This window comes from Microbacterium sp. JB110 (assembly GCF_003335195.1).
In the GTDB taxonomy this organism is placed as follows: Bacteria; Actinomycetota; Actinomycetes; order Actinomycetales; family Microbacteriaceae; genus Microbacterium.
The window spans coordinates 271,512-295,283 of sequence record NZ_QPGM01000005.1 but is presented as its reverse complement, the minus strand read 5'-3'; the positions used below and the strand labels follow the sequence as shown (position 1 = coordinate 295,283).

Here is a 23,772-nt window from a genome sequence, read left to right as displayed (position 1 = left end):
CCGCGCACAATCCTACCCGTCTCTCCCCGCCTCGACCAATCGGGGGCGCGCCCACAGCGAGCGCGGCATCAGCCACCGGCCGGCGCGGCCGCTGCGGCGCTCGGCGGGGATCGACCGCGCGAACGCGCGCACCGCGCCGGCGAGGTCGGCTCCGGATGCCGCTGATCGCGCGAACGACGCCTGCTCGATCGCCGCGACGAGTGCTCCGGTGGCCGCAGGGTCTGTGCCGGCGTCGATCATCCGGTCCCCGAAGGCGCGGGGCGACTCCGACGCCGCCACCTCCCATCCGGCGTCGATGGCGGTCGCCACCGTCTCGCGCCATGCCTCCGCCGCATCGCCTGCCTTCGCCGCGCGAATCCGTCGCGACCGCCTGATTCCCCGCACCAGCCGCGGAACGAACAGCAGCACCAGCAGTGCGAGCACTGCCCAGAGCCCCGCGATCGTGCCGGTGACGCCGCTGCCCGTCTCCTCGCTGCCGGTCGCCTCCGCATCCGGCTCCTCGGTCTCGGTCGGGGTCTGCGTCGGCTCGGGCGATGACGCCTGCTCCTCGTCCTGCTCCGGTTCGTCCGTCGCCTCGTCCTCCGGCTCGTCGATGCCGGTCTGCGCCGACGCGATGTTCGGCGTCGGGTCGAACTGCACCCACCCGATGCCCAGCAGATACGCCTCCGGCCATGCGTGCAGCCGGTCGGCGGCAACGGAGTACACCTCGCGTTCGCCTGCGGTATCGCCTGTGTCTTCGCCTGGCAGGTAGCCCACCACGATGCGGGTCGGGATGCCGAGCGACCTCGCCATCAGGGCGAACGTCGATGCGAAGTGCTGGCAGTACCCCTCCCGCACCTCGAGGAACGCCTCGACGGCGGCGAGGTCGCTGCCGTCGAAGCCCTCGTTCACGGGGGTCTGCAGCGAGTAGGAGAATTCAGATGAGCGCAGCCATCGCTGCAGGCTGAGCGCGGCCTGGTACGGGGTGCCGTCACCCTCGGTCACCTCGCGCGCCGTCTCCCCGATCGTCCCTTCCGCGACGTCGTCGCCGATCTCCAGCGCCGCCGCGACCGCCTGCGCGCGCTCCTCCCCTGACTGACCACCCAGGATCGCGTCCGCGCTCCCCGGCCACGGGGAGGAGTTCAGCTGCGCCGCCGTCGGAGACACGACGCTCGCCTCCACCGAGTACGTCTCGCCCTCCGCCGTGAGCTGCTGGGAGCTCACCGTCCTGTTGTCGAGCACGGCGCGCCATCCGGGTTCCGCTCCTGCCACCTCGACCGCGTTGTGCGGCACCGGCAGGTACCCGATGTCCAGACTGATATCGCTGATCCATGTCCGCGACGTCGACACGGCGTCCTCGCCGGTGATGCTCGGCGCTTCGACGACCCCGAGCCCGTGCGACAGCGGCCGGACGAGACCGTCGTGGTCGAGATGCCAGCCGTCGTCGTCGAAGCCCGTGTGAGTGGCCAGACGCAGATACGGCGCGCTCTGCTCGGTCGTGCGCACGCGCATCACCTCCGCGGACGAGGTGTTCCGCAGATCGTCGCCGAGGGAGAGCGAGACGCTGGCGATGCTCGGATCGTTCACCCCGTCGGCGGAGGGGAACACGGGAAGCCGCGGTGCGACGGCGACGGAGACCGCGATCGCGGCGACGGCGACGACGGCCGTCGCGCCCCACACCAGTGCGCGGCCCCGTCGGCGCACGCGCGGCTGGCCGGTCACAGCCAGGAGCAGGAGCGCGGCTGCCGCGAACGGCACGGACAGCAGCAGATGATCACCGGACGGCACGGCGAACTGCGGCGTGACCAGCACAGCAGAAAGCGGGAGCAGCGCCAGCAGCGGCAGCCGCGCCGTCACGGCGATCACATCGACCACGAGCGCGAACACCCACACGGCCACGACGAGCGCGAAGCTCAGCGACGCCCCGGCCACGACGGGAGCAGAAGCCACGATGAGCTGGTCGACGGCCGCAGAGAACACCGCCGGCGGCGCCCACACCGCACCGGGCAGCGGCACGAACGCGCCCAGCAGCGGCAGCGGGAACACCATGGCGCTCACCACGATGCCGGCGAGCACCTGCAGCAGCATGACCGCCCATACCTGTGCCCACCGACGCAGGAGCCCGACGGCGATCACAGCGCCCGCCGCGAGCGCGGCCGGCACGAACCACGTCGGCACAAGCAGCGTCGTCATCGGCAGCAGCGCCGTGATCACCGCAAGGAGCGCCGCGCCCGCTGCCGCCGCCGACGCGCGCCTTCGCCGCTGCCTGCTCACCGGAACCGCCCTCCGATCGCGTCGCCCCACGACCCCGCCACGTCAGTCGTCAGCGCCGCCGCATGCCAACCCCGCTCCGCTGCCGTTTCGTGCGCGCCGTCCGAGGCGAGCAGCACGCATGTCGCTGCGCCCTCCGGTCGTTCGACGAAGCGCCCGATCGCGACGACGACATCCGCTCCGCGAGCGCGGGCCTCCGCTGACGCGGTGTCACGGTGCCTCTCGATCCGAGCGCAGGTGAGCAGGAAGTCCGGCATGCCTGCAGGCGTGCCGACCGCAGCGATGTCCCGGCCCACCGCGTCGGCGACCGAGACGACGAACCCGTCTGCCGCGAGCATCCCGACCACGGACGCGCATGCGCTGACACCGGTGTCGAATGCCGCCCTGCTGCGCCAGGAGCTGTGCTCGAGATCCAACAGCACCAGCGCGACGAGCCTCGACTCCGGCTCCTCCTCGCGCACCATCAGCCTGCCGTGGTGCGCGGAAGCGCGCCAGTGCACCCGCCTGGTCGAATCCCCCGGTCCGTACGGGCGGGGGATGAGATCGTCCTCGCCCTGCCCAGCCGCCGCAGCCCTGCGCCGCGATTCACCACCGAAGCGTGCAGGGGCGCGCAAGGGCGCGAGACCGACCACGGGCGGGACGGCGACGACCTCGTCGTGCCCGCCGAGGACGCGCTCGTGCCGCGCGACGAGGAACGGCGAGAGCATGCGCACCCGCATCGGCCCCACGGCGTGCACGCCGCGGCGTCCGGCCCTCACCGTGAGATCGACGGTTCTCGAAGCGGCATCGACTGCGGTCTCGGCCTCCAACCCGGACGACACGGATTCCTCGGCCGCCTCGACGAACACCGTGCTCCCGCCCCGCAGCGTCGTCGTCACCTGGATCGAGTCACCCGCCGCCACTCGACGCTCACTCAGCCTGCGCTCGACGGCCACCGGTGTCGGCACCACGAGCAGCGCGACGATGCCGAAAGCCACGACGACCCAGAGCACGGCTCCGACGAACATCAGTTCCACGCGCCCGAGGACGGACCCCGCGATGGCGAGAGCCGCACCGACGCCGAGCGTCGCGACGCCGCGACCGGTCAGTGCGAACCGCCCCCGCACGCGTGCATGCCTCGCCACGGTCTCACCCGCCCGCCACGGGCACCGGCACCCTTCGCACGACGTCGTCGACGATGCGCTCGGCCACGTTGAAGGACTTCGCTCCCGTGTGCGCATTCGGGATGAGCCGATGCGAGAGCACGGCCGATGCCAGCCCCGCGACGTCATCCGGAATCACGTAGTCGCGCCCCTCGAGCGCCGCCGCGGCCTTCGCCGCGCGCACGAGCTGGAGCGTCGCGCGCGGGCTCGCTCCGAGACGCAGATCCGGATGCTCGCGCGTCGCCCGCGCGACGGCGACCGCATAGTGCTCGATGAGCGGCGACACGTGCACCCGCCTGGCGAAGTCGATGAGCCGGATGACGCCGTCGAGTGCGACGACGGGGCGAAGGTCGTCGAGCGGGTCGCGCGTGTCGCGCTGGCGCAGCATCAGCTGCTCTGCCTCGGCATCGGGATAGCCCATCGAGATGCGGATCATGAAGCGATCGAGCTGCGCCTCAGGCAGCGCGTACGTGCCGTCCATCTCGATCGGGTTCTGCGTGGCGACGACGACGAACGGAGAGGGCAGCTCGTGCGTCGTGCCGTCGATCGAGACCTGCCGCTCCTCCATCGCCTCCAGGAGCGCGGACTGCGTCTTCGGCGACGAGCGGTTGATCTCGTCCGCGATGACGATGTTGGCGAACACCGCACCGCGTGAGAATTCGAACCCTCCCGTGGCCGGGCTGAACACGCTCACACCCGTCACGTCGCCAGGCAGCAGGTCGGGTGTGAACTGGATGCGCCGGGCGTCGGCATCGATCGCTGCGGCGAGAGCCCGCGCCAGCATGGTCTTGCCGACGCCTGGCACGTCCTCGACGAGCAGGTGCCCTTCGGCGAGCAGCACGACCAGTGAGCGGCGGATGGCTTCGTCTTTGCCGTCGATGACGCGGTGCATCGCATCGAGGATGCGCCCCGTCTTCTCGTGGAACTCCGAGGCTTCCATCGCGTTCTCCTGCATGTCGCCCCTCCGTCACGGCCTGACATCGGCCAGCCTATCCGCGACCGACGACATCCGGGCCCGTGCGGCAACACACCCGTGTGCGTGCCGTTGCGACGTCGGTTAGACTTGTCTCAGCTCTCCGCGTGACGGCATCCAGGCCAACTCCCCCAGGACGGAAACGTAGCAAGGGTAACCGGGCTCTGCCGGGTACGCGGAGAGTCTTTTTGTGCCCTCCGCCGAGCTGGGCGCGGGGCACAGGGAACGGCTCCTAAACTGGGGGCATGGCGAACTCCGCACCCGCGCAGCCGACCAGGCGCATCTCCTTCCTCGACGTCCTGCGCGTGCTCACGGAACTGGCCGCGTTCGCGTTCCTCGCGCTGTGGGGGTTCCTCGCGTGGCCGTTCGCGTGGAACATCGTGTTCGGTCTGGTCACTCCCGCCATCGGCATCCTGCTGTGGGCCCTGTTCGTCTCCCCCAGGGCCGTCTTCACCGTGCATCCGTTCATCCGGATCGTCGTCGAGCTGATGGTCTTCCTCGGTGCGACGATCGCGCTGTGGAACCTCGACCTGCCGTGGTTCGGCCTCGGCTTCGGCGTCATCGCCGTCGCCGTCGGGCTGACGCACCGGCTGCGGTCGCTGGCATGACCGGCGTTCACGCTCTGCTCCGCGAAGCGCTCGGAGACAGAGTCGACACCCGTCCCGACACGCTCCGAGCCGCTCGTTCCGACCGGTCAGGCCACGTCTCCACCGGCGCTCCCCTGGCCGTCGTGCACGCCGAGTCGGTTGACGACGTGCAGGCGACGCTTCGCATCGCGACCGCGACCGCCACATCCGTCGTGCCGCAGGGCGCACTGACCGGGCTCGCCGGCGCCGCCAACGCGGGCGAGGGGCAGATCGCACTGTCGACGAGACGCATGACGCGCGTTCTGGAGGTCTCGGCCGACGACCGCCTCGCCGTGGTCGAACCCGGAATCATCAACGCGGATCTGAACGCGCAGCTCGCCGACCACGGTCTGTGGTGGGCGCCCGACCCCGCCAGCCGCGACATCTCCACAGTGGGCGGCAACATCGCCACGGGCGCGGGCGGACTGCTCTGCGCGAAGTACGGAGTGGTGCGCGATGCGGTGCTCGGCCTCGACGTCGTGCTCGCCGACGGACGACTGATCCGGATGGGCCACCGCAGCGTCAAGGGCGTGACGGGGCTCGATCTCACCTCGCTCATGATCGGTTCCGAGGGCCGGCTCGGGGTCGTCGTCGGCGCAACGCTGAAGCTGCGGCCCGTTGTGGCGGGGAGCGTGTGCACCGCGTCCGCTGCGTTCGCCAGCGTGCGCGACGCCGCGGCCGCGGCGGCCGCCGTCACCGCCAGCGGCGTGCAGCCGTCGGTGATGGAGCTGATGGACGCCACAGCTCTCGCCGCCGCGCATGCTCATCTCGGGTTCGCCGGCCCGGATGAGGGAGCCTCGCAGCTGATCGTGCAGACCGATGGCGGGGCAGCGCTGGAGGAGGCGGAGACGATCGCCGAGGTGCTGCGCCGCGCGGGCGGTGCCGTGACGCTCACCGACGACGCGGATGAGGGCGAGCGCCTGCTCGCGATCCGCCGCGCGGCGAATCCGGCCATCGCCGCGACCGGCAATCAGCTCATCGAGGACGTCTCGGTGCCGCGCACCCGGCTGGCCGAGATGTTCGACGAGATCGCACGCGTCGAGCGAGAGCACGGCGTGCGGATCCCCACGATCGCGCACGCGGGCGACGGCAATCTGCACCCCTCATTCGTCTACCACGGCGAGAGCGTGCCTGAGCACATCTGGGTCGCGGCGGACGACTTGTTCCGCTCGGCCATCCGGCTCGGCGGAACCCTCACAGGCGAACACGGCATCGGCGTGCTGAAGGCCCGCTGGCTCGCCGACGAGCTCGGTGACGATCAGTGGGAGCTGCAGCGCCGCATCGTCGCCGCGTTCGACCCGCTCGGCATCCTGAACCCCGGCAAGGTGTTCCCGTAACCGCGCACAATGCAACAGAATGCGCGTTCGCACACACGCCAGCACCGGATCCGTGTGTGCGAACGCGCGATCTGTTCACTTACGCGCGCACGCGCAGCGCGTCGATCCGCGCGCGGGCAGGCGGCAGCTGAAACCCGCGCGGGCTCGGCGTGAACCGGCCGGCGATGCGCGCAGGCGCCGTTCCCGGTCGTACGGGCACACGATGCCAGGCCAGCATCCCCAGCACCGCGAACAGCAGCGATTCCTTGTGCTCCGCGTCGATGCCGAGCTCGTCGCTGGTGACGGCATCCGGAATCCGCTCGCGCAGCGCTCGCACCATCGCGGGGTTGCGTGCTCCCCCGCCGGAGAGCACCACCCGGTCGGCTCCCGGCATCGCATCGGCCACGGACTGGGCCGTGAACGCGGTGAGCGTTGCCACGAGGTCCTCCACGCCGATCGCGTCGGATCCGACGGCACCGTCGACGAGGTCGAGGTTCCATGTCTCGCGACCGGTCGACTTCGGCGCCGCTCTGCCGAGATACGGATGCTCCTTCAGCCGTGAGAGCAGTCCGCCGTCAACGGTCCCCGCAGCGGCCAGCGCGCCGTCGACATCGCAGGAGCCGCCCGTCTCGCGCTGGACCACCGCGTCGATCAGGCAGTTGGCGGGGCCGGTGTCGAAGGCGAGCACCTCGCCGCCGCGCACGAGCTGCACGTTCGCGATGCCGCCCAGGTTCACGGTCGCCAGCGACTCGATGCCCAGCCCTGCCGCCCACATCCGGTCGAACACACCCATCAGCGGGGCACCGTCGCCGCCGGCGGCGACGTCGGCGCTGCGCAGATGCGAGACCACGGGGATTCCTGTGCGTTCGGCGATCCAGCTCGGCTCCCCCAGCTGCAGGGTGCCCCTGGTTCCCGACTCATCGGTCCAGTGATGGATCGTCTGGCCGTGCGACACGACGAACTCTCCGTCAGCGGCGACCGCCGCCTCGGCGAAGGCCTGTCCGATCGCCGTGTCGAGCCTGGTCCACGCCTGCGCATCGCGCGGTTCGCCGTGCGCGGCCGCGAGGATCTCCTCGCGCAGCACCGGCTGCCATTCGACCGTCTCCAGCCGCACGGGCCGCAGTTCGAGCACCGCACCGATGCCATCGACGATGTCGGCATCGACGGTCGCGACATCGATCCCGTCGACCGATGTGCCGGACTGCATTGCCACGACCCTCACTCGCGCCAGCCCTCCGCGAGGGTCTCATCGGCGGCGCGGACGGCGAGGCGGCTGGCAGCTCGCACGTGCACTGCGGGAACGGGCACCGGATCGACCGGATCGACGCCGAGGTTCACCACGACGGTTCCGGGGTCGAGGCGGGCCGCGCGCGAGACGGCGCCGCGCTGCTCGGCGTCGGCGATGCGGTCGACGAGCACGACGGTGCGGGCACCGTCAGTCGCAGCCGCTGTGCCGTCGGCGGCGTCGATCACCTCTCCCCCGCGTGCGAGGGCGGCCGCGTAGCGGGAGCCTGTCGAGCTCACGGCCCACGTCGCCGCTGCGCGCGCGTCGATCACGGTGCGCGGCCCTGGGTTCGCGGCGCACGCACCGCTCACCTTCGCCGCTCTGCGGGCGAGAGCGAGCACATCCGCGTCCGGAAGCGGCGCGTCCTGGCGGCGCACCGATGCCTGCTCCCGCGCGAATCCGCGCACCGCCGCGACCCGCTCCGCCGCCTGCTCGAGGCGGGAGACCGGCAGCTCGCCCGCGCGCACCGCCTCGACGATGGCCGAGCGCGCGGCGAGGAAGTCGCCCTCATCGTCACCGGATGATCCGGGGTTGGCCGGGTTGCCGACGCACAGCAGGTCGCACCCCGCGGCGAGCGCGCGCACGGGCGCGGCGTCGCCGTAGCGCGAGCGCATGGCGGCCATGTCGAGCGCGTCGCTGGCGATGACGCCCGTGAATCCGAGGTCGCGAAGCTCGGCGAGCGCGCGCGGCTGCGCCGTGGCGGGATCCGGTCCCCACGCGGGAACGACAAGGTGCGCGGTCATGATGACCATCGCCCCTGCCTCGATCGCCGCGGCGAACGGAGGAAGGTGCACGTCGCGCTGTTCCTGCTCGGTTGCCCCACTCGTCGGCAGCCCGTGGTGCGAGTCGACGGCCGTGTCCCCGTGGCCGGGGAAGTGCTTCGGCACGGCGACGGCGCCGGCCGCGTGCAGGCCGCGCACCGTCGCGGCGACATGGCGCGCGACCAGGGCGGGGCTCCCGCCGAAGGAGCGCGTGCCGATCACCGGATTGCGCGGGTCGGTGTTGACGTCGGCGACCGGCGCGATGACGACGTCGGCACCGGATGCGGCGGACAGGCGCGCGAGCTCCGCTGCCGCCAGACGGGTCACGTCCTCGTCGTCGATCGCGCCGAGCTGACCGGCCCCGAGAACATCCGAGCCGCGTGCGGAATCCATGCGCGTGACGGTGCCGCCCTCCTCGTCGATGCCGACGAGGAACCCGCCTGCCGCGTCGACAGGGGCGCCGCCGATGTTCTGCGCGAACAGCACGACCCCGGCGAGCCCTGCGTCGCGTTCGCGCGCCACCCAGTCCGGCGTGCCGCGGCCGAGGAAGCCCGGCCACAGCACACCGTTCACGAGGCGTTCGATGGCCCGGTCGCTCATCCCTTCACCGATCCGGAGACGAGGCCGCTGGAGAGCTTGCCCTGCACGATGACGAAGAAGATCATCACCGGCAGAGTGATCACCGTCGACGCCGCCATGATCGCGCCCCACTCGTTGGAGTGCTCGCCGAAGAACTGGCGCAGGCCGATCGCGACCGTGTACTGGCCGGTCTCCCCACCGAGCAGAGTCAGCGCGAACACGAACTCGTTCCACGCGGTGATGAAGGAGAAGATGCTCGTCGCCACCAGTCCCGGCATCACCAGGGGCAGCAGCACCGACCGGAACATGCGCCACCACGAGGCGCCGTCCAGGTATGCCGCCTCCTCGATCTCGACGGGCACGGCCGCAACGAATCCGCGCAGCATCCAGATTCCGAACGGCAGCGACAGGGCGACGTAGACGACGATGAGCCCGAGCAGCATGTTCAGCATGCCCAAGTCGCGCACCTGCACGAACAGCGGGATCACCAGCGCCTCCAGCGGCACCATCTGCACGATGAGGATCATCATCAGGATGCCGGTGCGGAACCGGAAACGGAAACGGGCGACCGCAACGCTCGCGAGCAGGCCGAGCAGCGCGCTCAGGAGGACCACGATCAGCGCCACGATCGCGGAGTTGCGCAGGAAGACGCCGAAGCCGCCGTCGGTGAGCACATAGGAGAAGTGCTCGAGCGTGAACCCTTCGATGCCGATCGATGTGCGGGCGGACGGGTTCTCGGTGAACGCACTGGAGACCATCCACCATGCGGGGAACAGCGTGAACACGAGCAGCAGCACGACGAGCACGGCCTTCACCGCCGATGACGTGCGCCGGCGCGAGGTGTGGCGGCTCATAGTTCCTCCTCCTTCATCAGCGACCGCACGTAGACCACGGTGATCACCACGAGCAGGAGCGTCAGCACGACGGCGATCGCCGACCCGAAGCCGTATCTGTTCTGGCCGAACGACTCGACGTACGACCACACGCCGAGGTTGAGCACCTCGCGGTTCGAGCCTGAGCCGCCGGGCATCAGGTAGATCTGCGCGAAGGCCTTGAAATCCCAGATCGTCGACAGGATGATCACGACCGTGAACACCTGGCGCAGGTTGGGAACGATGATCTGCCAGAACCGGCGCCACGGGCCGGCGCCGTCGACCTCGGCCGCCTCGAGCATCTCCTTCGAGACGCCGAGCAGCGCGGCCAGGACCGTGACGGCGACGAACGGGAAGCCGTGGTGCACGACGTTGAGGATCGCGACGGCGTAGAACAGGAACCGGTTGGTGAACCAGTTCGTCGGGTCGTCCATCAGCCCGAGCGCCATCAGCATCTGGTTGACGATGCCCCTGTCCGCGTCGAAGATCCACACCCACACGTAGGTTCCCGTGACGGCGGGCATCGCCCACGCCACCATGATGGCGCTGCCGACGACCGTGCGCCAGAAGCGCCCGAGCGACGCCATCAGCACGGCGACTCCCGTGCCGAGTGCGACGGTGAATCCCACGCACAGCGCGGCGAATCCGACCGTGTTGGGCAGCACCACCCGCCACAGCTGCTCGCTCGTGAACAGCTCGGCGTAGTTCGCGCCCGCGTTCCAGTTCGAATCGCCCGAGACGATCTCGGGCAGCCCGTACTCCTGCAGTGAGAACAGCACGACCCGGATGAGCGGCCACAGCATCAGGACTGCGAGCACCGCCAGCGCGGGGGCGAGCAGGAGCCACGGGCGCAGCCTGCGCGCGCCTGATGCCCCGAAGGACCCGCGTCTCGGCCCGGTGCCTGAGGCCCGTGGCCGAGACGCGAGGGTGGAGAGGTTCGCCGTCACGTCAGTCCGCTCACTCCGCGTTCAGCAGTTCGGTCATCTCGGCCGCAGCGGAGTCCAGCGCTTCCTGCACTGACGCATCACCGGAGAGGATCGACTGGATCGCCGTGTTGGTGGTCTGCTTCGCCTGCACGGCGCCGAAGGTCGGCGTGACGGGAAGCGTTGCACCGCCGTCGACGAACTGCGTCGCGAACGGGGCCACGAGCGGGTCGTCGCTGGAGACGGCCGAGTCGAGCAGCGACGCCTGGCCGGGGAAGTACCCGGTCTCAGCCGCCCACTGGTCGGCGAACTCGCCCGTCGTCATCATCTCGATGAAGGCGAAGGAGAGGTCTTCGTCGTCCGTCGTGTTGAACATCGACAGGTGCGACCCGCCGAGCACGCTCGGGGCGATCCCGCCGTCCTCTGCGGGGATGGGCGCCGCGGCGAAGTTCCCCTCGAGGTCGGGGGCCTGCTCGACGATCGTCGCCGGGGTCCACGACCCCATCACTGCCATCGCGGTGTCGCCGGCCGTGAAGCTGTCCAGCACGCCGACCTCGTCCCATGTGGTCGCGCCCGCCGACGAGAAGCCGTGCTCGGTCTGCAGCCCTGTGAAGAACTCGATGCCCTCGACCGACTCCGGGCTGTTCATCTGGGACGTCCACGTGCCGCCGTCGTCCGCGGCGACCTCGCCGCCCGCTCCCCACACCCACGGGTAGGTGATGAACTCTGCGCCTCCTGGCACTGCGAAGGCGTTCATGTCGGGGTGTGCTTCCTGGATCGCCTCGCCCGCGTCGACGATCTCCTGCCACGTGGTCGGCGCCTCGAGGCCGAGCTCTTCGAAGATGTCGGAACGGTAGATGAGCGACCGGACGCCCGCGTACCACGGCATGCCGTAGAGCTGTTCGTCGTAGGTGCCGGCTTCGACCAGACCCTCGACGAGATCGTCGGAGAGGCCAGCGTCCGCCACGTGCTCCTCGAGGGGCACCAGCGCCCCGGCGTCCGCGAACTCGGCGGTCCATGTCGTGCCCGTCTCCGCGACATCCGGCGTCGTGCCTCCGGCGATCGAGGTCACGAAGCGGTCGTGCGCGTCGCCCCACTGCACGAAGTCGACGTTGAGGTCGGCTCCGGTCTCCTCCTTGAAGGCGGAGGCGACGTCGTCGAAGAACGCCTCGGCGTCGGGGTTGGTGCCCTGCATGATCCAGACGTCGAGGGAACCGCCCTCTGAACCGCCGTCCTCCCCGCCGCCGGAGCAGGCTGTGAGGCCGAGCACGGCGATCGAGCCGATGGCCGCCGCCCTGATGATTCGTGACTGCATAGAAACTCCATTGTTCGGCGCGACGAGTGTCGCGTATCGCTGCTGTCGAATAGATTATTCAATTAGTTCGGCATCTTTGCAATACTCGTATGTGAAGACTTCATTACGTCCGACGCACACGCTCGACCAGCCACGCCGTCCACCGATTCGCGAAGAGGCCTGATGGACCCGCTCACACCCCCGCTCCCGACACAGGCGCGTCTCGACACGCCCCGCGGCCTCGACGCGCGCTCGACGCGCGCGGTGCTCGAGCCGCTGCACGCCCAGGTTCGCGTCGTGGCCGACGAGGCGCGCGAGCGGCTGCGCACGAGAGGCGGATCGGCGAGGGAGGCGATGCGCGCATGATCCTCGTCGGCATCGACGTCGGAGGCTCCGGCACCAGGATCGCGCTCGGCGGCTCCGTGTCGGCGCGGCACGACCTGCCTGAGCTGGCTGCGTCGGTCGTCGCCGCCGACCCGCGCGCAGCGGTGACCGCTATGGGCGAACACGCCGCGCGCATGGCGGGCGGCGTGCCGATCACGGCAGTCGCCATCGGTGCGGCTGGGCTCACCACCCACGCGAAGGGGCCCCGTGCCCTCGAGGGCGCGGCCCGCCACGCGTTCGGCACCGAGCGGGCGATCGTGACCTCCGACATCGTCACCGCACACCTCGGAGCCCTCGACGGTGCCCCGGGAGCCGTGCTCGCGGCAGGCACCGGATCGATCGCACTCGGCACCGACCTCGCAGGGGCATGGCACCGCGTCGACGGATGGGGCCACCTGCTCGGCGACCTCGGCTCAGGTGCCTGGATCGGCATGGAAGCGCTGCGCGCTGCGGCAGAGCACCTCGACGGCAGGTGCGACGACGCCCCGGGTCTCGCCGACATCGCAACCGAGGCGTTCGGCGATCTGGTCGACTGGCCAGCCGCCGTCTACCCTGCCGTCGACCGCGCCAGGATCTTCGGCTCCCTCGTGCCGCGCGTCGTCGAATGCGCCGATCACGATTCCCGGGCCGCGAGGATCCTCGACGCTGCCGCATCGCACCTGGCAGCGACCCTGCTGGCCGCGCTCGCCGACGACGTCCCGGAGCGCGTCACCCTGACCGGGGGCCTGGCACGCGCCGACCGCATCACCGCTCCGCTGCTCGCCCGTGTGCGGGCGGCGCGGCCGGGCGTCGAGGTGGTGCGGGCGCTCGGCTCCCCCCTCGACGGGGCGATCGCCCTCGCCGATCGCCTCCGCGAGAATCCCGACCCGCTGCCCGGCCACACACGGGTGGTGTGATCTGATCCGCCGGGGACGGAGCCCTATTCCATCGTGATGGGCGTGTGCCCCGTGTCGATCAGGCGGTTCAGCTCCGCCTGCCGCTGCGCCAGCGACTTGGGCGAACCCTGCGCGTCGGGGCGGCGCTGCCACGGAGCCGGTCCTTCCGACGGGCGGAACTCGACGCCGGCCGCCCTCAGTCTCTCGAGATGCGCGTCGAGACGCGGGGCGAACTCATCCGGATCGCCCGGCCCCCGCCAGAGCGCCTCGGCGAGGGCGCAGACCCGCGGGAAGGCGTAGAAATCGACCATGCGCGGGTCGTCGACGTTCTCCGTCCACAGGTTCGCCTGGCCGCCGAGCACATGCTGTGCCGCCTCATCTGTGAGCCCGTCGGGCATCGGGTCGAAGGCGAGCACGGTGTCCGCGTCGACGATCGTGCCGATCGGGATCGGCTCGTCCGCACCGTCCGACTGCCGGTAATCGAGGTAGACGGAGGTGTCGGCCGCAGAGACGACGTCGTGGCCGGCCTCGGCGGCACGGGCGACGGCGCGCGAGCCGCGCCACACGGTCACGAGCGTGTCGACGCGCGACGGCGGCCCGTCCAGCACCTCCTCCCACCCCATCGCACGACGCCCGAGCCCGGCGAGGTGCGCCTCCAGTCGAGAGACGAACCAGCCCTGCAGCTCCGCGACCGACCCCAGCCCGAGTTCGGCCGCACGCGCGACGGACTCCGGATCGTTCTGCCACGGTTCGGTCGGGCACTCGTCGGAGCCGATGCCGATGACCTCGCTGGGGAAGATGTCGACCAGCTCGTCGAGCACGTCGCAGCAGAACGCCACCGTCGACTCGCGCATGTTCAGCACATGGCTGCTGATGCCCCACCCTCCAGGCACCTCGGCGGGAGCACGACCCGGAATGCCGAGTTCGGGATAGGCGGCGACGGCTGCGCCGACGTGACCCGGCAGATCGACCTCCGGCACGACGAGAACGCCGCGCAGCTCGGCATAGGCGACGATCTCGCGGAGGTCGTCGCGGGAGTAGAAGCCGCCGTGGGGCCTCGCATCGAACACGCCGGCCGTGCGATGACCGACCTGCGAACGCGGCCGCCACCCGCCGATCTCGGTCAGCGCCGGGTGCTTGTCGATCTGCACCCGCCAGCCCTGATCGTCGGTGAGATGCAGGTGGAACACGTTCAGTTTGTGCATCGCGAGCAGATCGATCAGGCGCCGGATCTCCCGCGGTGCGAAGAAATGGCGCGCCACGTCGAGCATGACCCCGCGCCAGCGCATCCGGGGACCGTCGACGATCTCGACGCACGGGAGCGTCCACGCGGTGCGACCGATCGGCGCGGAGCGGTGCACGTCGGGCGGGAGCAGCTGCAGCAGCGTCTGTGCGCCGTGCAGCGCGCCCGCCGCGTCGCCCGCGCGCACGACGACGCCGTCGGTGCCCACGCTCACCGCGTAGTGCTCAGCGGCGAGCGCGGAGTCGATCCGGATGTCGATGCTCGCCCCGGGCGTCGTCGTCACCGGCGCAGGGAGGCCGCAGGCCGTGCGCAGGCGCTGTGCGAGGAGCGCTCCGGCGGGCTCGGCGTCATGCGACGCGCTGATCGCGCAGCTCGCGTCGAGCACGAAGACGGAATCAGATGTGGCCATGGTGGCGGGCTGGGGGATCACAGAAGCGCCTCTCGTCGACGTCGGTGGCGTGCAGTTCGGTATAGGTTATTTGCAGAATGGTCTCTGAGGCGAGCGAAAGGGGAACGCACATGGCTCGCAGGGGCGCCGAGTCCCGGCTCGCGACGAAGCTGCTGCCGACAGACGCGCGTGCGCACAACCGCACCCTCGTCATCCAGACGGTGCTGCGCTCGCGCGACGTCAGCAGGGCAGATGTCGCGCGCATCACCGGCCTGTCGCGGATCACCGTCTCCGAGCTGGTCGCAGGGCTCGTCTCCGACGGCATCATCGTCGAGACGGGGTCACGGGCGACGGCAGGTCGTCCTGGCAAGCCGGCGACGCTGCTCGCCATCAATCCGGATGTCTTCACCACCGTCGCCGTCGATCTGAGCCAGCCCGGCGAGTTCCACGGCTCGCTGCTGACCCTCGACGGCTCCGAGATCCGCCACGCCGTCGTCGACGGGAACGCCCGCGGTGACGGCGCCGTCGCACAGGTGCTGGGCCTGGTCGCTCAGCTGGCGGAGTCCACGACCATACCGATCGGCGGCATCGGCATAGGCACGCCAGGCATCGTCGACGATTCAGGCGTCGTGCTCGAATCGACGAACCTGGGCTGGCGCAGGCTCGCGCTCGCCGACGTCGTCAGAGAGCGATTCTCCGTGCCGACGCGCGTCGAGAACGACGCGAACGCCGCAATCGTCTCGGAGCTCGACTCGCAGCACAGCGACGACCTGCTGCTCGTCAGAGTCGGCGCCGGTCTCGGCGGCGCCGCATTCGTCGGCGGACAGCTGGTGCGCGGGGCCAGCTTCGCCGCGGGAGAGTTCGCGCACGTACGCACTCCCCCGGCTGCCGACGGCTCCGCCACCGTCGAGGAGTCCGTGCAGTCGCTGCTGCGCATGGCCGACCGACTGCGCGATCAGCTGCCGGATCGTCCGGAGGCCGCTGCGCTCCTGGAGGCGACCCAGCGCCAGATCGGTGCACTCATCGGGCAGACCCTCACTCCGGCCGTCGCCATGCTCGACGTGCCGAGGGTCATCATCGACGGGCCGCGCGAGCTGGACGTGGCCATCATCGCGGAGGCCGCGCAGACGGCCATCCGGAATCAGCGCAGCCTCGTCTCCGGGCGGCTGTGCGCAGTGATGCCTGGAGTGAACGGTCCTGACGCGGTGCTGCTCGGAATGTCGGGCATCGTGAGATCGCTGGCGATCGCCGCGCTCTGACGGGGCAGGGCTGCCCACAGCCGCCGATCACCGACGCTCGTTAGAATCGGCCGAGCCAGATGAGAAAGGCCGATTCCTCCATGAGCGCCACGCCCCAGTCGCCCCCACGCCGCCGCCCCGCACTCGGGTACTTCATCTTCGCCAGCAGATGGCTGCAGGCACCGCTCTACATCGGGCTGATCATCGCGCAGGTCGTGTACGTCGTGGTGTTCATGATCGACCTCTGGCACCTGATCGAGACGGTCATCCACGACATCACGCACCTCAACGAGGCGACGATCATGCTGGGCGTGCTCGGCCTCATCGACGTGGTGATGATCGCGAACCTGCTCATCATGGTGATCATGGGCGGCTACGAGATATTCGTCTCGAAGCTGCGAGTCAATGATCATCCGGATCAGCCCGACTGGCTCAGCCATGTCAATGCGAACGTGCTGAAGGTGAAGCTGGCGATCTCGATCATCAGCATCTCGTCGATCCACCTGTTGCGCACCTTCATCGAGGTGGGCGACATCGGCGCTCCCACCGACGAATCTGTCACCGGCGAGCAGTACACGACGGAGGGCGTGTTCTGGCAGGTGGTGATTCACATGGCGTTCATCGTCTCGGCCGTCGCACTGGCGTGGATCGACCGGATGTCGGCGCAGCACCCGTCCGTCGAGCCCAGCGAGATCCCTACGGGACGTCCCTGACGCCTACAGTCCCTGCCAGGCGGGCTTGTTGTCGTAGGTGTAGCGGTAGTAGTCCGCGAAGCGGAGGGCACCGGCTGCCGGCTCATCGACGATCACCGTGACGTGCGGGTGCAGCTGGACGGCGGAGCCCGGCAGCGACGCGGTGACGGGGCCCTCGACGGCGCCGGCGACCGCCTCGGCCTTGCCAGCGCCGAACGCGAGCAGCACCAGGTGACGCGCCTCGAGGATCGTGCCCAGCCCCTGCGTCACGCAGTGCCTCGGCACATCGTCCGGCGACGCGAAGAAGCGCGCGTTGTCCTCACGGGTCTGCCTGGTCAGCGTCTTCACCCGTGTGCGCGAGGCGAAGGACGAGCCCGGCTCATTGAAGCCGATGTGCCCGTCGGTGCCGATTCCGAGCAGCTGCACGTCGACGCCGCCCGCCGCGGCGATCGCCTCGTCGTAGTCGGTCGCCGCGCGCTCGACCGCACTGGCCGCGCCGTCCGGAACACGCACGAGCCGAGGGTCGAGCCCGAGCGGCTCGACCACCTCGCGCGAGATGACCGAGCGGTAGCTCTCCGGATGCTCCGGGGCGAGGCCCACATACTCGTCGAGTGCGAAGCCGCGCACCCGCGAGACATCGGTTCCGGAGAACTCCTCGCGCAGAGCCCGATACACGGGCAGCGGTGTCGACCCCGTCGCCAGGCCGAGCACAGCGTCCGGCTTGCCGCGCACGAGGCGCGCAATCGCCTCGGCTGCCAACTGACCGCCTGACGCCTCGTCGGCGACGATCACGACCTCTGCCATCTGCACGGCTCCGTTCATCGGGGAAGGATTCGTTCCATCCTTGCATCCCCTCGGCTTCGTGCGCGGCGACAGACGACCTCTTCTCGTTCCTCTTACCCCACGATCGTTTCCGCATTGTGATGACTGGCCGGGATATTCCCAAATCCGCCGAATTACACTCTGGGGAGGACCGTGCATTTTCCGATTTCATCGGCCCAGGGGGTACAACCAATGACTGACGGTGGAACCGCACCGATCGAGTCCGTCGAGGTCACCGACGTGACCGAGGACAAGCCGCGCCGCAGGCGCCGCACCGGCCTGTGGCTCGGCATCGGCATTCCAGGCGGCCTGCTCGTCGCGGGCGCCATCGCTGCGTCCTTTGTGCTGATCGCCCCTGGAGTGGCCGTGGCAGGTGCACCCGTCGGCTTCCACACGGCAGGCACGGCGGCGCAGGCGATCGAGCAGCGCGTCGACGACGCGACGATCTCCATCGGCGGCGTCGAGGTCACCGGCGAGGACCTCGGCGCGCAGGTCGACGCAGAAGAGGCAGCCACCAGGGCGTTCGAGGACCACCCGCTGTGGAAGATCTCGGACTGGAACCCGCAGGACCCGTACGCCCCCACTGTCACGATCGACGACGACACGGCGATCGAGACTCTCCAGGAGCAGGCTCCCGACCTCTTCGTCGAGCCGGTCGACGCCGAAGTCGAGTTCTCCGACGGGGCGTTCGTCGCCGTTGCGGCGGAGCCAGGCTCCGGCCCCGACCTCGAGGCCCTGGCTGCCGACCTCAGCACTGCGCTCGTCGCAGGCGACGGCGGCATCACCGTCTCGGCCGATTCTGTCGAAGTCGTCGCGACCACGAGCACTGATGCCGCGAAGAAGCAGGCCGCTGCGCTCAACGAGCTGGCAGAGGGCGCCGGCTTCTACGTCGACGACGAACGCGCCGTGCCCGTCAGCACGAAGCAGCTGAACTCCTGGCTCGACGTCGCCCCTGACGGCGAGGGCGGCTTCGCCGTCACCGCCGACACGGCGGGGATTCAGAAGGTCGTCGATGCGCTTCCGGAGAAGGTCGACCGCGAGGCGCAGGACGTCACGCAGATCGTCGACACCGCGGGTGCCGTGCTCGACGGCGGCGAGGGTCAGGACGGCTGGAAGGTCAACAGCATCGACGGCGTGGCCGCGAAGTACGCGAAGGCCCTCGAATCCGGCAAGGGCTCCCTCGCGCTCGACGTCGACACAGTCGAGGCGGAGGTCACCACACTCGAGCGGCGCCTCGAAGTCGACCTCGGCAAGCTGCAGGCATACGCGATCGAGAACGACAAGGTCGTGAAGACGTTCCCGGTCTCGCCCGGCAAGGCGGGCAGTGAGACCGATCAGGGCACCTTCAAGACCTACGTCAAGCTGACCTCGCAGAACATGGGCAACGAGGACACCACGGAGCCGCCGTACTACTACACCCCGAACGTGCCGAACGTGATGTACTTCAACGGCTCGGAGGGTTTCCACGGCACCTACTGGCACAACGAGTTCGGCGTTCAGCCGATGAGCCACGGCTGCGTGAATATGAGCGTCGCCGACTCCAAGTGGCTGTTCGACTGGACCCCTGTCGGCACCGACGTGTGGGTGCATGCCTGATCTCGGACGCCGGATGCGCGGCGCTGACCGTGATCGTCGCCTGTTGGCCGAGGCTTCCCGTTTCCGCCCCGGATGTCCTACCCTGAGACCATGACGGAACTGCGCCTTGTCGAATTGTCCGCCGAGACCATCGTGGCGGTCAACAACCTCTCGCTGAAGCCCGGCCAGGAGCAGTTCCTCGCGCCGGTGTCGTACGGCATCGCGGCAACGGTGCTCGACCCGTCGTCGACCTGGCAGCGTGTCGTCATCGGCGATGAGGGCGTCGTCGGCTTCATCAGCGCCAGCTTCGGCGGCGAGACGACCATCGACTATCTCGACTCCGTGCTGTGGCGCATCAACGTCGACGCAGACGATCAGCGTCGCGGCGTCGGCCGCTTCGCCGTGACGGCTCTGCTCGAGGAGGCGCGCTCGCGCGGCTTCGACCACGTCAACGTCATCTACGAGGCTGGTGAGGGCGGCCCTGAAGCGTTTTTCCACCGTGTCGGGTTCACACCGGTCGGCGAGACCGAGTACGGTGAAGTAGTCGCGCAGATCCGCCTGTAGGCGTCGGCGACCATCCCGAAATCTTCAGGACGCTTCGTCGCGTCCTGAGTCAAGTCGGCGGCGGGGTCTCGTATCCCCCTCCCCCAACGAGACTCCGTCGCCGCCCTTCTTCGCTGAGTGCCCAGAGGATTCACCCCAGACGCGGTGTCCGATTCCCGCTAGTAGGTGGGGGCGGAACGTGCGATGGTTGAGGGGTGCTCACGACCGCGACCTTCGATGAACGGTTCCGTGCGATCGCCGCGCGCGACCCGCGGTTCGACGGACAGTTCGTCACGGCCGTGCGCTCCACCGGCATCTACTGCAAGCCGAGCTGCCCGGCGCGCACACCGAAGCCGAGCAACGTCTCGTTCTACCCGACGAGCGCCGCCGCGCACGAGGCGGGGTACAGGGCGTGCAAGCGCTGCCTGCCTGAGGCCGCTCCGGGGTCGCCCGAGTGGAACCTTCGCGGCGACGCGGCCTCGCGTGCGATGCGGCTCATCGCCGACGGCGTCGTCGAGCGGGAGGGCGTGGCGGGGCTCGGCGCCGCGCTGGGCTACTCGACACGTCACCTGTCGCGTCTGCTGCGGGCGGAACTCGGCGCAGGTCCGCTCGCCCTCGCCCGCGCCCACAGGGCGCAGACTGCGCGATCCCTGCTCGTCGACACCAACATGCCTGTCACGTCCGTCGCGTTCTCCGCCGGGTTCGCCAGCGTCAGGCAGTTCAACGACACGATCCTCGAGCTGTTCGGCGTCTCGCCCAGCGACCTGCGCGCGCAGCGTCGCCTGGAGGCTGCGCGCACGGCGGCCGCTGCTGCCGGGGAGCCTGCCGCGACCGTGCACCTCACGCTGCCTGTGCGGGAGCCCTTCGACGCAGGCACCCTGTTCGACTGGATGGCGGTCCGCCGTGTCGGCGGCATGGAGGAGGCCGGGCCCCGCTCCTATGCGCGCACGCTGCGACTGCCGCGCGGGGTCGCCTGGTTCCGCGTGAGCGCGCAGGAGGACTCCCCCGGCGTGCTCCGCCTGGAGGCCCACCTGCACCACATGGCCGATCTGGGCGTGCTCGTCGCGCGGGTGCGCCGACTGCTCGACCTCGACGCCGATCCCGCCGCCATCGACCAGGCTCTCGCCGCTCACGCGGAGATCGCGCCGCTGGTGGCGCGCGTTCCCGGCATCAGAGTGCCGGGGACGGTCGACCCGCACGAGATGCTGATCAGGGCGATGATCGGTCAGCAGATCAGCGTAGCGGCGGCCAGAACCCATCTCACCGGGCTCGTGCACGCACTCGGGGATCGCCTCGAGATCGCGGGCGAGGAACGGCTCGTGTTCCCCACAATGGCCGCCATCGCCGCGCGCGGCACAGAAGTGCTGCGGGGCCCTGCAGCTCGCGTGCGGGCCATCGTCTCCGCGGCGGAGTCCGTGGCGACGGGCGAGACCTCGCTGACGGGCGCCGACGACGGAGCCGATCAGCGCGGAACACTGATGGCGATGCGCGGCATCGGCCCATGGACGGCGGACTATGTCCGGATGCGCGTGCTCAATGACCCCGACGTGTTCCTGTCGGGCGACGTCGCGCTGCGTGCCGGTGCGGCCTCCGCCGGACTCCCTGCCGACGCGAAGCCTCTCCAGTCGTGGGCGGCGCGCGCCGCACCGTGGCGTTCGTACCTCTGCGCGCACCTGTGGCGCGCCGCCTCCGACCAGCACACAACGCGAAGGACATCATGAGCTCCGCAATCCACGAGACACTCACCACACCGGACGGCCCTTTCACGGTGCTCGCGGACACTGACGGATCGGTGATGGCATCCGGCTGGACCGACGACATCGCATCGCTCGTGGCGCGGCTGCGGCCCGCGTCCCGGCCGGAGCGGCTGGTCACGGGTTCGATGCCGTCAGCGGCAGCATCCGTGCGCGCCTACTACGACGGCGACCTCGGCGCACTGGAATCCGTCGCCGTGAGTCTGCACGGCACAGAGATGCAGATCAGAGGGTGGACGGCGCTGCGCGGCATCTCGCCGGGCGCCCCGCTCACCTACGCCGAGTTCGCCGAGGCTCTGGGCTCCCCCTCCGCCGTGCGGGCCGCCGCCTCCATCTGCGCCCGCAACGCCGCGGCGCTGTTCGTGCCCTGCCACCGCGTGCTGCGCTCCGACGGGTCCCTGGGAGGCTTCGCCTGGGGCCTCGACATCAAGCGAAGCCTCCTCACCCGCGAAGCCCAAGCCTGACCAGCCCGCGATCCCCAGTATTCGACGCACTCAGCAGTACGCGGATCCTGGGGTTCTGGGTGCGTGCAGCGCAAGGCGGAGGCGGGAGCGGGGCCGAGAGCCCCGCGACCAACGACAACGCAGCGATGTGCGTGCCCAGAACCCCAGGATCAGTGGAAGAAGTGGCGCTCGCCGGTGAAGTACATCGCCACACCGCGCTCATTGGCGAGTTCGATCGTCTCCTGGTCGCGCACTGACCCTCCGGGCTGGATGATCACCTTCACACCGGCGTTCATCAGCACCTCCGGCCCGTCCGAGAACGGGAAGAACGCGTCGGATGCGGCGATCGAACCGGTGACCCGGCTGCCTGCGCGCTCGACGGCGAGCTTGCACGAGTCGACGCGGTTGACCTGACCCATGCCGATGCCGACCGTGGCCAGCTTGTCTGCCAGCACGATCGCGTTCGACTTGACGGCGCGGCACGCCTTCCAGGCGAACACCAGTTCGGTCGTCGAGATGCCGTCGGGCTTCTCTCCTGCCACGAGCTGCCATGTGTCGGCGATGCTCTCGATGTCCTCGTCGAACAGATCGGCGTCCTGCAGCAGCAGGCCGCCGGAGACGAGGCGCACGTCCATCCGCTCCTGCTTCCAGTCGGCGGGGAGCTGCAGCACGCGGAGGTTCTTCTTCTCCTTGAACAGCTCCAGCGCCGCCGGCTCGAACTCGGGGGCGATGATCACCTCGGTGAAGATGTCGCGCAGGTTCTCCGCCATCTTCAGCGTGACCGAACGGTTCGCCGCGATCACGCCGCCGAACGCCGACAGCGGGTCGCACTCGTGCGCGCGTACGTGCGCGGACGCGATCGGGTCGAGGGCCTTCGCCTCGCCGACGGCGATGCCGCACGGATTGGCGTGCTTCATGATGGCCACGGCCGGCTTCACCATGTCGTAGGCGGCGCGCAGCGCGGCGTCGGCGTCGACGTAGTTGTTGTACGACATCTCCTTGCCCTGCAGCTGCTCCGCCTGTGCGATGCCGTGTCCTCCGACGCGGGTGTAGATCGCTGCGCGCTGGTGCGAGTTCTCGCCGTATCGCAGGTCGGTGATCTTCTCCGCCTGGATCGTGAGCTGGCCTGGCATCTCCTGCTCGCCGCCGGCGAGCGTCTTCTCGGCGAACCACTGGGCGACGGCGGTGTCGTAGTTCGCGGTGTGCGCGAAGGCGCGGGCGGCGAGCTCGCGACGGTCCTTGAGGCTGGTGCCGCCCTTGCCGAGCGATTCGATGATCGCGGGATACGACTCGGGGCTGACGACGATCGCGATATTGGCGTGGTTCTTCGCCGATGCGCGCACCATGGCGGGGCCGCCGATGTCGATCTGCTCGACGATGTCGTTCGGCTCCGCACCGGAGGCGACGGTCTCGACGAAGGGGTAGAGATTCACCACGACGAGCTCGAAGGGATCGATGCCGAGCTGGCCGAGTTCGGTCTCGTGGTGCTCGAGGCGGAGGTCGGCGAGCAGCCCGCCGTGCACGCTCGGGTGCAGTGTCTTCACGCGGCCGTCGAGCATCTCCGGCGAGCCGGTGACCGAGGCGACGTCGGTGACTTCGTGGCCCGCGTCGCGGATCGTCTGCGCGGTCGAGCCCGTCGACACGATCTCGACGTCTGCCGCGGCCAGCGCGGCCGCCAGCTCGGTGAGGCCGGTCTTGTCGCTCACGGAGACGAGAGCGCGGCGGATCGGAACGGCATCGCGCTCACGGTAGAGGGATGCGTCGTGGCGGGGACCGGCCATGGGGACTCCTTCG

The 23,772-nt window shown here is 69.9% G+C and carries 21 protein-coding genes and 1 other RNA gene; 11 read left to right on the top strand and 11 right to left on the bottom strand.

What is annotated here, in order from left to right; all coding sequences use genetic code 11:
* Window positions 1–12: 12 nt before the first annotated feature.
* Genes CIK77_RS11155 through CIK77_RS11145 form a run of 3 tightly spaced genes read right to left on the bottom strand, consistent with a single transcriptional unit; the run spans window position 13 to window position 4,347 of the window.
* Window positions 13–2,253, bottom strand: coding sequence for a transglutaminase family protein (locus CIK77_RS11155; RefSeq protein ID WP_087053968.1), 2,241 nt, complete (start codon window positions 2,251–2,253; stop codon window positions 13–15).
* Window positions 2,250–3,374, bottom strand: coding sequence for a DUF58 domain-containing protein (locus CIK77_RS11150; RefSeq protein ID WP_140403490.1), 1,125 nt, complete (start codon window positions 3,372–3,374; stop codon window positions 2,250–2,252). Before CIK77_RS11150 ends, CIK77_RS11155 begins: the two co-directional genes overlap by 4 nt.
* Before the next feature lie 4 nt (window positions 3,375–3,378).
* Window positions 3,379–4,347, bottom strand: coding sequence for an AAA family ATPase (locus CIK77_RS11145; RefSeq protein WP_087053970.1), 969 nt, complete (start codon window positions 4,345–4,347; stop codon window positions 3,379–3,381).
* A gap of 112 nt (window positions 4,348–4,459) precedes the next feature.
* On the opposite strand from CIK77_RS11145, the gene ffs reads away from it, so the two are divergent.
* The 3 genes from ffs to CIK77_RS11130 all read left to right on the top strand — a co-directional run bounded on the left by ffs (window position 4,460) and on the right by CIK77_RS11130 (window position 6,328).
* Window positions 4,460–4,556: signal recognition particle sRNA small type (gene ffs / locus CIK77_RS11140), an RNA gene on the top strand.
* Between the two features lie 54 nt (window positions 4,557–4,610).
* Window positions 4,611–4,973, top strand: a complete 363-nt coding sequence (locus CIK77_RS11135; protein ID WP_087053971.1) for a YrdB family protein — start codon at window positions 4,611–4,613, stop codon at window positions 4,971–4,973.
* Entirely contained in the window at window positions 4,970–6,328 is a 1,359-nt protein-coding gene (locus CIK77_RS11130) for an FAD-binding oxidoreductase (protein WP_087053972.1), read from the top strand. Before CIK77_RS11135 ends, CIK77_RS11130 begins: the two co-directional genes overlap by 4 nt.
* A gap of 79 nt (window positions 6,329–6,407) precedes the next feature.
* Here the strand turns inward: CIK77_RS11130 and CIK77_RS11125 are convergent, their stop codons facing one another.
* From CIK77_RS11125 to CIK77_RS11105, 5 genes are read right to left on the bottom strand one after another with little or no spacing between them, the layout of a single operon-like run.
* On the bottom strand, window positions 6,408–7,514 hold the full coding sequence (locus CIK77_RS11125) for an anhydro-N-acetylmuramic acid kinase (RefSeq protein ID WP_249268483.1): 1,107 nt from the start codon (window positions 7,512–7,514) through the stop codon (window positions 6,408–6,410).
* Window positions 7,515–7,525: 11 nt separating this feature from the next.
* Entirely contained in the window at window positions 7,526–8,953 is a 1,428-nt protein-coding gene (locus CIK77_RS11120; protein ID WP_087053974.1) for a glycoside hydrolase family 3 N-terminal domain-containing protein, read from the bottom strand.
* Entirely contained in the window at window positions 8,950–9,786 is an 837-nt protein-coding gene (locus CIK77_RS11115; RefSeq protein WP_087053975.1) for a carbohydrate ABC transporter permease, read from the bottom strand. The genes CIK77_RS11120 and CIK77_RS11115 overlap by 4 nt, the downstream gene beginning before the upstream one ends.
* Window positions 9,783–10,751 carry a carbohydrate ABC transporter permease gene (locus tag CIK77_RS11110; RefSeq protein ID WP_087053976.1) on the bottom strand — a complete coding sequence of 323 codons (969 nt, stop codon included), beginning with the start codon at window positions 10,749–10,751 and terminating at the stop codon, window positions 9,783–9,785. Before CIK77_RS11110 ends, CIK77_RS11115 begins: the two co-directional genes overlap by 4 nt.
* 10 nt (window positions 10,752–10,761) lie before the next feature.
* Complete coding sequence (locus CIK77_RS11105) at window positions 10,762–12,042, bottom strand: sugar ABC transporter substrate-binding protein (protein WP_087053977.1); 1,281 nt, start codon at window positions 12,040–12,042, stop codon at window positions 10,762–10,764.
* 162 nt (window positions 12,043–12,204) lie between these two features.
* On the opposite strand from CIK77_RS11105, the gene CIK77_RS11100 reads away from it, so the two are divergent.
* Together CIK77_RS11100 and CIK77_RS11095 are read left to right on the top strand one after the other, a co-directional pair.
* Complete coding sequence (locus CIK77_RS11100) at window positions 12,205–12,387, top strand: hypothetical protein (protein WP_087053978.1); 183 nt, start codon at window positions 12,205–12,207, stop codon at window positions 12,385–12,387.
* Window positions 12,384–13,301: an N-acetylglucosamine kinase gene (locus tag CIK77_RS11095; protein ID WP_087053979.1), complete on the top strand. Its 918-nt coding sequence runs from the start codon at window positions 12,384–12,386 to the stop codon at window positions 13,299–13,301. The genes CIK77_RS11100 and CIK77_RS11095 overlap by 4 nt, the downstream gene beginning before the upstream one ends.
* A 23-nt stretch (window positions 13,302–13,324) precedes the next feature.
* Here the strand turns inward: CIK77_RS11095 and CIK77_RS11090 are convergent, their stop codons facing one another.
* Window positions 13,325–14,953: a beta-N-acetylhexosaminidase gene (locus tag CIK77_RS11090; protein ID WP_258861469.1), complete on the bottom strand. Its 1,629-nt coding sequence runs from the start codon at window positions 14,951–14,953 to the stop codon at window positions 13,325–13,327.
* Between the two features lie 89 nt (window positions 14,954–15,042).
* Here CIK77_RS11090 and CIK77_RS11085 point away from each other — a divergent pair, with 89 nt between their 5' ends.
* A complete protein-coding gene (locus CIK77_RS11085) occupies window positions 15,043–16,170 on the top strand; it encodes an ROK family protein (protein WP_170934044.1) in 1,128 nt (375 codons plus the stop codon).
* Between the two features lie 80 nt (window positions 16,171–16,250).
* The gene (locus tag CIK77_RS11080; RefSeq protein ID WP_087053982.1) at window positions 16,251–16,862 is read left to right on the top strand and encodes a TIGR00645 family protein; all 612 of its coding nucleotides are present in this window, start codon (window positions 16,251–16,253) and stop codon (window positions 16,860–16,862) included.
* 3 nt (window positions 16,863–16,865) lie between these two features.
* Here the strand turns inward: CIK77_RS11080 and CIK77_RS11075 are convergent, their stop codons facing one another.
* Window positions 16,866–17,645 (bottom strand): glucosamine-6-phosphate deaminase, encoded by a 780-nt coding sequence (locus CIK77_RS11075; RefSeq protein WP_087054031.1) that lies wholly within the window; start codon window positions 17,643–17,645, stop codon window positions 16,866–16,868.
* 210 nt (window positions 17,646–17,855) lie between these two features.
* On the opposite strand from CIK77_RS11075, the gene CIK77_RS11070 reads away from it, so the two are divergent.
* From CIK77_RS11070 to CIK77_RS11055, 4 genes are all read left to right on the top strand, one after another.
* Window positions 17,856–19,259, top strand: a complete 1,404-nt coding sequence (locus tag CIK77_RS11070) for a L,D-transpeptidase family protein (RefSeq protein ID WP_087053983.1) — start codon at window positions 17,856–17,858, stop codon at window positions 19,257–19,259.
* 90 nt (window positions 19,260–19,349) lie between these two features.
* Entirely contained in the window at window positions 19,350–19,802 is a 453-nt protein-coding gene (locus CIK77_RS11065) for a GNAT family N-acetyltransferase (RefSeq protein ID WP_087054032.1), read from the top strand.
* A 194-nt stretch (window positions 19,803–19,996) separates the two neighbouring features.
* Window positions 19,997–21,502, top strand: coding sequence for a DNA-3-methyladenine glycosylase 2 family protein (locus tag CIK77_RS11060; protein ID WP_087053984.1), 1,506 nt, complete (start codon window positions 19,997–19,999; stop codon window positions 21,500–21,502).
* Window positions 21,499–21,999: a methylated-DNA--[protein]-cysteine S-methyltransferase gene (locus CIK77_RS11055; RefSeq protein WP_087053985.1), complete on the top strand. Its 501-nt coding sequence runs from the start codon at window positions 21,499–21,501 to the stop codon at window positions 21,997–21,999. Before CIK77_RS11060 ends, CIK77_RS11055 begins: the two co-directional genes overlap by 4 nt.
* Window positions 22,000–22,148: 149 nt before the next feature.
* Here CIK77_RS11055 and purH read toward each other — a convergent pair whose 3' ends face one another.
* The gene (purH, locus tag CIK77_RS11050; RefSeq protein ID WP_087053986.1) at window positions 22,149–23,759 is read right to left on the bottom strand and encodes a bifunctional phosphoribosylaminoimidazolecarboxamide formyltransferase/IMP cyclohydrolase; all 1,611 of its coding nucleotides are present in this window, start codon (window positions 23,757–23,759) and stop codon (window positions 22,149–22,151) included.
* Window positions 23,760–23,772 lie beyond the last annotated feature (13 nt).